This window comes from uncultured Campylobacter sp. (genome assembly GCF_938045205.1).
Classification (GTDB): Bacteria; Campylobacterota; Campylobacteria; order Campylobacterales; family Campylobacteraceae; genus Campylobacter_B.
In genome coordinates, this window is the sequence record NZ_CALIMY010000113.1 from 1 (window position 1) to 6,447 (window position 6,447).

Below are 6,447 nucleotides of genomic sequence, written 5' to 3' on the forward strand. Positions count from 1 at the left end.
GCCCAGGAGCCTAGCCAAGCATTTAAAAGCGGCCGACGCAGCGGAGGCGAAATTTTGCCTTTGCATCGGGCAGGACGAGTTTGATCGCGCCGAGGTGTGGTGTAAAAATTTAGAGGATCAAACCACCTTTGCGATCAAATTTAAAGAGGTCGAAGCATTTTTTAAGGATAGAGCATGAGCGATTACGGACTAAATATTTGGGGAAATTCCAACTTCACGATAGACGGCGGCAAGCTATGCCTAAACTCCGATTTCAAGCAGCCTTTGGTGGATATCATAAAAGAGATCCGCGCAGACGGCGTGCGAGGCCCGATACTGCTGCGCTTCCCGCACCTCATCAAAAAGCAGATCGTTGAAATTTACTCAAATTTTAACCGCGCTATTAAGGAGTTTGATTACAAGGGAAAATTCCACGCCGTCTATCCGCTTAAGGTAAATCAATTCCCGGGCTTCGTTAAAAATTTAGTCGATATCGGCGAGCCTTACGGATATGGACTCGAAGCCGGCAGCAAGCCTGAACTGCTGCTAGCGATGGCGTATAACAAATACGGCGCGCCAATTACCGTAAACGGTTTTAAAGATAAGGAGCTTATAAATATCGGCTTCATCGCCGCAGAGATGGGGCATAACGTAACGCTTACGATCGAGGGGTTAAACGAGCTTGAAACCATCATCGAAACGACTAAGGAGCGCTTTGCTCCAAAGCCTTTCATCGGGCTTCGCATCAGGCTGCATAACTCCGGAAGTGGGTTGTGGGCGAAAAGCGGCGGGATAAATTCTAAATTCGGCCTTACCTCGACCGAGCTTATAGAGGCGATAAACTTACTCAAGAAAAACGATCTCATCGAGCAGTTTACGATGATTCATTTTCATATCGGCTCGCAAATTACAGAGATCCATCCGCTCAAAAAGGCTCTCATCGAGGCGGGCAATATCTATACCGAGCTTCGTAAAATGGGTGCGAAAAATTTAAAATCCATAAATTTAGGCGGAGGTCTTGCTATCGAATACTCCCAAGCCAAAGAAAGCTCCAGCCGCAACTATACGCTAAAAGAATACGCCAACGACGTGGTTTTTTTGCTAAAATCGATCGCAGAGGATAAAAAAGAGGCCGAGCCTGATATCTTTATCGAGAGCGGCAGATACGTAGCCGCCAGCCATGCAGTGCTTGTGGCGCCGATTTTGGAGCTTTTTACCCAAGAATACGCCGAAGAAAAGCTCGCCTTAAAAAAGGATAATCCGCCGGTAGTCGCCGAGCTATACGATCTGTATAAAACTCTAAAGCCGTCCAACGCGCTAGAGTATCTGCACGACGCCATGTCGCATATGGAAAGCGTGCTTACGCTATTTGATCTGGGATACGTCGATCTGATCGACCGCTCAAACGGCGAAATTTTAGTTCATCTAATAATGCGAAAGGCGTATGGAATTTTAGGCAACAAGCAAGAATATAGTAATTTCTTAAACTCCCTAGGCAACGCCCAAGAGCGCTATTTGGTAAATTTCTCGATCTTTCAAAGCCTGCCCGATTTTTGGGGCATCAAGCAGCACTTCCCGATCATGCCGTTAGAGAGGCTGGACGAGCGCGCCACGCTATCGGCGTCGATCTGGGATATCACCTGCGATAGCGACGGCGAGATAGAATTCGACAGTCAAAAAAATCCGCTATTTCTGCACGACGTAGATCCCGAAGAGGAGGAGTACTTTTTGGGCTTTTTTCTTGTCGGAGCCTATCAGGAGGTGCTTGGCATGAGCCACAACCTCTTTGCGCACCCCACCGAAGCGACCGTGATCTTAAAGGATGACGGCGGCTTTGAGATCAAGGATTTCATCGAATCTCAATCGGTCATCGACATCTTGGAGGATATGGACTACGACGTAGTAGATATCCGCGAAAGCCTAAACGAGCGGATCGAAAAATCAGACCTCATAGACGCAAAAGAGAAAAAGCATATCCTGGGCGAGCTATATCTGTTTTTAAACGACAACAGCTATCTAAAGACGATCAAATGAGTTTTTGGCAAATTTTAAAACGGGACTTCACCGAGCCCTTGCGCCAAGACCCCGCATGCAACAGTGTATTTGAGATATTTTTCTGCTATCCCGGCGTCTGGGCGCTGATAAATTACCGCTTCGCGCACTTTTTCTACGAGCGAGGTTTTAAGCTTATAGCTCGTGCGATCAGCGGACTTACTCGCATAATCACCGCCGTAGATATAAACCCGGGCGCACGTATCGGCTCGGGCGTATTTTTCGACCACGCTACGGGGCTTGTCATCGGAGAAACGGCAATCATCGGCGATAACTGTCTGATCTATCAGGGCGTCACTCTCGGCGGCGTGAGCTTAGAGCACGGCAAGCGCCATCCGACGCTGCAAAACGGCGTCGTAGTGGGCGCAGGAGCCAAAGTATTAGGCAACATCACCATCGGCGAAAATTCCAAAATCGGCGCAAATTCCGTCGTCGTAAAGGATGTCGCGCCAAACTGCACCGCCGTAGGAGTACCGGCTAGAATTTTAGGAAGCTGCGAGAGCGATCCTTTGGCGCATAATAAAATTCCAGATATCAGCCAAGAGCTTATCAAATATCTCATCAAGCGTATCGAAATTTTGGAAGAGTGCATCTGCAGCGGCAGAAAAGATATCTCCGCAATGGATGAGGATCTAAATAAATTCTACGAAGAGTATCTGAAATCATTAAAATAAGAGGGTTAAAATGAAAAAAGCTCTATTTTTTACAATTTTTGCTATTTTGTCGGCAAGCGGCAGCGATGCTAATAGCGCGAAAAATTCCGCGAACGACGCCAGAATAAGTTTAGTAAAAAGTCTATACATCAAGGACACCTATTTCGGCGATCACAAAAATGCCCTATCAGCTTCTTTCAGATCCGTGCTTATGCAAGATGAAGCATCTGCTGGCGAAGGTGAGGTGGGCTGCTTGGACTATGATCCGGTAATCGGCGGTCAAGATGTCTGCGACGATGCGAAATATGATTTTGAGCTAGGGCAGCGCGATACTGTCGTAGTAACTCAAACCTGCCCCTACGGTGCGCAGACTATAATCTACAAACTCGTCCGTAGCGGAGGAGATTATAAAATCGACGATATCTACAACCAAGACCCAAGTAGCGGCAGGGCTTTTAGCGTCAAAAATCAAATTTTAAATTGTCTAAACCAATCCAAGGAGCATCAATGAAATTAACACTTTCAAGTCGCGTAAGCAAGCTCGGCGAAAGCCTAACAATCGCAATCAGCACCAAAGCCAAGCAGATGAAAGCTCATGGGCAAGACGTCGTAATCCTAAGTGCGGGTGAGCCCGATTTCGATACTGCAGAGGTCGCCAAAAAGGCTGTCATAGAGGCTATGGCTAAGGGCTGTGGAAAATATACGCCGGTTGCCGGCACGCCTGAAATTTTAAATTTAATCGCGCAGAAGCTAAAGCGTGATAATGCTCTAAACTACAGGCCTGATCAGATCATCACCAACGTAGGCGCCAAACACTCGCTATTTAACGCCTTTAACTGCATCTTAAACGAAGGCGATGAGGTTATAATACCGGCGCCTTATTGGGTCACCTACCCTGAAATTGTAAAATTCTGCGGCAGCAAGCCCATCATCGTAGACACCAAGGCGGAAAACCGATATAAAATCACCGCCTCACAGCTCAAAGCCGCGATCACGCCGCGCACGAAGGCGCTGTGCCTTTTCAACCCGAGCAACCCCGCAGGCGCCGTATATTCGCGCCAGGAGCTGCAAGAGCTTGCGGAAGTGCTAAAAGGCACGGATATTTTAGTAATTGCCGATGAAATTTACGAAAAAATCGTCTTCGGCAAGAGCTTCATAGCCGCAGCAAGCATCAGCGAGGATATGTTCGGGCGCACCGTGACGATCAACGGGCTAAGCAAATGTGGCGCGATGCCCGGCTGGCGCTTCGGCTACACCGCCTGTGCGATCGATGAGCTAAATAAGGCTATGATCAGCCTACAAAGTCAAAGCGTCAGCAACGTAGCAAGCATCGTCCAGGCAGGCGCTATGCCGGTGCTGCGCGGCGAGGCGGACGATTATATCGAGGAGATGAGGCGCGAATACGAGCGCAGGCGCGACTTCGGCGCGGACGCGATAGGCGCGATCCCAGGGCTTAGTGTCGTAAAACCAGATGGCGCATTTTATTTCTTCATAGATTGCTCTCAGGTAGAACCTGATAGTATGAAATTCTGCATGCAGCTGCTAGATAAAGGGCTCGTAGCCACGGTGCCAGGAAGCGGATTTGGCATGGATGGGCACTTCCGCATAAGCTTTGCATGCTCTATGGAAAATCTAAAACGCGGCTTTGAGCGCATAGAAAAATTCGTAAAAAATTACCACAGATAGGCATACTAGCGAAATTTGAATCTAAATTTGTCGTAGCTTAGCAGCGAAATTTTTACATAAAATTTAATGCGGCTTGGCGGCAAATTTAGTGTGGCACGGCGTAGCTCAGAATTTAATGCGGTTGTGCTAGCTAAGCGCGATTGAATTTCGTGCCGCTTTAATTAAATTTCAAGCTGCCGTATTCAGGAGCGCTTAAATTTTATGCTTTTATTAAAATGCGGCTAATTTTGCGCTGTTATGTTACGATGCCTGCTGCACCACGCACTGCTCGCGATTTTAGATTTCGCTTCGGAATTTCAAAATTTCATCGCATGACGCATCTAGATTCCGTCGCAAAAGCTCTAGCATAAACGCCGCCCACGATAGAAATTTTATCGCGGAATTTTTAAAATTCCGCGCCGATATTTTCAAAACCTTGCACTGCCTGCCTCTTGATACAGCCGCGCTAAAAAATTTAACCAAACATGACGGTCACACAAAATACGACGAACAAGACGAGCGCAACGAACACAACCGACGCCGCATAGCAGTGACACACGACGAACCAAAAAAAAGCGCGCGGCGTAGATCGCAAACGCGCTAAATTTTAAAATTTTACCGCGCCCGAGGCCTTAGCGCAAACGCGATAAATTTTATGTTTTAATGCACCTTTGGGCCCAATCGCATCAAATAAATTTTAAACGAAATTTCAACGCCGCCGCGCTATTTTATATTTTTATAAAGACTATTTTAGTAAAATCGGGGCTTTATGAGCGAGATAAAAATTTTAATCACCGACGAGGATCTGTGCGCTCCGCGGCGGCTTTTGAGCAGGCGCGATAAAAAGCTGGCGCGCGCGAGAGCCCATCTGCGCGAGTTTCGCGTTTCACGGGCGCTTAAGGCGCGCTTTAAAAAACGTGGCGAATTTTGCATCTCACACAAAAGCGCGGAGGGCAAAACGATCGTTGCCGTGGGTTTTGCGAGGCAAAAGTTCGGGCTCGATCTTGAAATTTTAAAACCGCGGGATTTTGCCGCGGCGAGCGAGTTTTGTTTCAACGCCTTTGAGCGCGAGCTTTTAGCGGCGGCGGACGAGAGCGAAAAGGCGCTCGTTTTTTATAAAATTTACACGATCAAAGAGGCGCTGATTAAGGCGCGAAGACTGGGTTTTTACGCTCTTGCTCGCGTGGGGCTGGCGCGCGGCGCAGATGGAGAGGCTTTGGCGCTTGATGAGCGCGGCAGGGCGTGGTCACACAAGAGCTATATTTTGGAGGGCGAGATTTTGATTTCGCTCGTTTTTAGGGAGAATTTTTGAGACCTGTTTATCGTTTTTACGCTATTTCTAAAACGGCTTTCATTCTGCTTTGCGCCGCGTTTTTTATAGGGAGTTGCGCGCGCAAGGCGCCTGGGCAAATAGCGGAATTTAGCCAAAAGCAGTTCATCTTGACGGACGAGCTCGGCGTAAAAAGCAGAGCCCTAATCTCAAAAATTTCGCCCGCAAACGGCGAGGAGAACCGCTACAAGCTCGTCTGGCTCGATATGCTAGGCGCGCCGATCGCACGTAAAATTTTATCGATCAAAGGCGGCGAGGCTAAATTTCGCAACGACGGCTTTCTGCCGCCCGATTCGCAAAGCGAGCGAGTATTTTTAGCCCTGCTTGAGAATGCGGATAAAGCGAATTTCACCATAAACGCAAAGGGGCGCCGATATGACGCAGTATCTAAGTAGCCCGGGGCTCATCTGCGCGGGCGCAAACAGCGCCGCAGAGCTTTTTAGCGCGCTGTGCAAAAAAAGATCCGCGCTGCAAAAGCTTAGCGTCTGCGGTAAAAATTTCATCTTTGGGCGCGTGGATACGCCGCTGCCGCATATCAAAGATCGCGCCTACGCCACGCGCACGAACGCTCTGGCGCTTTACGCCTGCCTCGGCGTGCAAGAGCAAATAGAACAAGCCGTGCAAAAATTCGGCGCGCACCGCGTAGGCGTGGTGTTTGCGACCACCAACACCGGCGTGCAAGAAAACTATGCGGAATTTTTCGCCTGCGGTAAAGACGCGGGAAATTTTATCTCGCAAGACGGCGAAAATCCTGCGCCGCGCAGTGAA

Annotated in this window: 7 protein-coding genes and 1 pseudogene; all 8 read left to right on the plus strand. The window is 48.5% G+C overall.

Annotated features, from left to right (window positions below):
* Nucleotides 1-178 (plus strand): His/Gly/Thr/Pro-type tRNA ligase C-terminal domain-containing protein (locus Q0198_RS07065; protein WP_297896455.1); only part of this gene is annotated, 178 nt, incomplete at its 5' end.
* On the plus strand, nt 175-2,013 hold the full coding sequence (gene speA, locus Q0198_RS07070) for a biosynthetic arginine decarboxylase (RefSeq protein WP_297896446.1): 1,839 nt from the start codon (nt 175-177) through the stop codon (nt 2,011-2,013). The genes Q0198_RS07065 and speA, both read left to right, overlap by 4 nt.
* Nucleotides 2,010-2,705: a serine O-acetyltransferase gene (gene cysE / locus Q0198_RS07075; protein ID WP_297896448.1), complete on the plus strand. Its 696-nt coding sequence runs from the start codon at nt 2,010-2,012 to the stop codon at nt 2,703-2,705. The genes speA and cysE overlap by 4 nt, the downstream gene beginning before the upstream one ends.
* Nucleotides 2,706-2,715: 10 nt before the next feature.
* Nucleotides 2,716-3,195, plus strand: a complete 480-nt coding sequence (locus tag Q0198_RS07080; protein WP_297896450.1) for a hypothetical protein — start codon at nt 2,716-2,718, stop codon at nt 3,193-3,195.
* Complete coding sequence (locus Q0198_RS07085; protein WP_297896452.1) at nt 3,192-4,370, plus strand: pyridoxal phosphate-dependent aminotransferase; 1,179 nt, start codon at nt 3,192-3,194, stop codon at nt 4,368-4,370. Before Q0198_RS07080 ends, Q0198_RS07085 begins: the two co-directional genes overlap by 4 nt.
* Nucleotides 4,371-5,118: 748 nt before the next feature.
* Nucleotides 5,119-5,661 carry a 4'-phosphopantetheinyl transferase superfamily protein gene (locus tag Q0198_RS07090; protein ID WP_297896453.1) on the plus strand — a complete coding sequence of 181 codons (543 nt, stop codon included), beginning with the start codon at nt 5,119-5,121 and terminating at the stop codon, nt 5,659-5,661.
* Complete coding sequence (locus Q0198_RS07095) at nt 5,658-6,074, plus strand: hypothetical protein (RefSeq protein ID WP_297896454.1); 417 nt, start codon at nt 5,658-5,660, stop codon at nt 6,072-6,074. Before Q0198_RS07090 ends, Q0198_RS07095 begins: the two co-directional genes overlap by 4 nt.
* Nucleotides 6,055-6,447, plus strand: a pseudogene (locus Q0198_RS07100) (hypothetical protein); the annotation flags it as partial. The gene Q0198_RS07095 and the pseudogene Q0198_RS07100, both read left to right, overlap by 20 nt.

Excerpts from the sequence above, each read along its gene's own strand:
- Q0198_RS07085 (WP_297896452.1), top strand. The coding sequence starts at position 3,192 with ATGAAATTAACACTTTCAAGTCGCGTAAGCAAGCTCGGCGAAAGCCTA.
- speA (WP_297896446.1), top strand. The coding sequence starts at position 175 with ATGAGCGATTACGGACTAAATATTTGGGGAAATTCCAACTTCACGATA.
- Q0198_RS07080 (WP_297896450.1), top strand. The coding sequence starts at position 2,716 with ATGAAAAAAGCTCTATTTTTTACAATTTTTGCTATTTTGTCGGCAAGC.
- Q0198_RS07090 (WP_297896453.1), top strand. The coding sequence starts at position 5,119 with ATGAGCGAGATAAAAATTTTAATCACCGACGAGGATCTGTGCGCTCCG.
- cysE (WP_297896448.1), top strand. The coding sequence starts at position 2,010 with ATGAGTTTTTGGCAAATTTTAAAACGGGACTTCACCGAGCCCTTGCGC.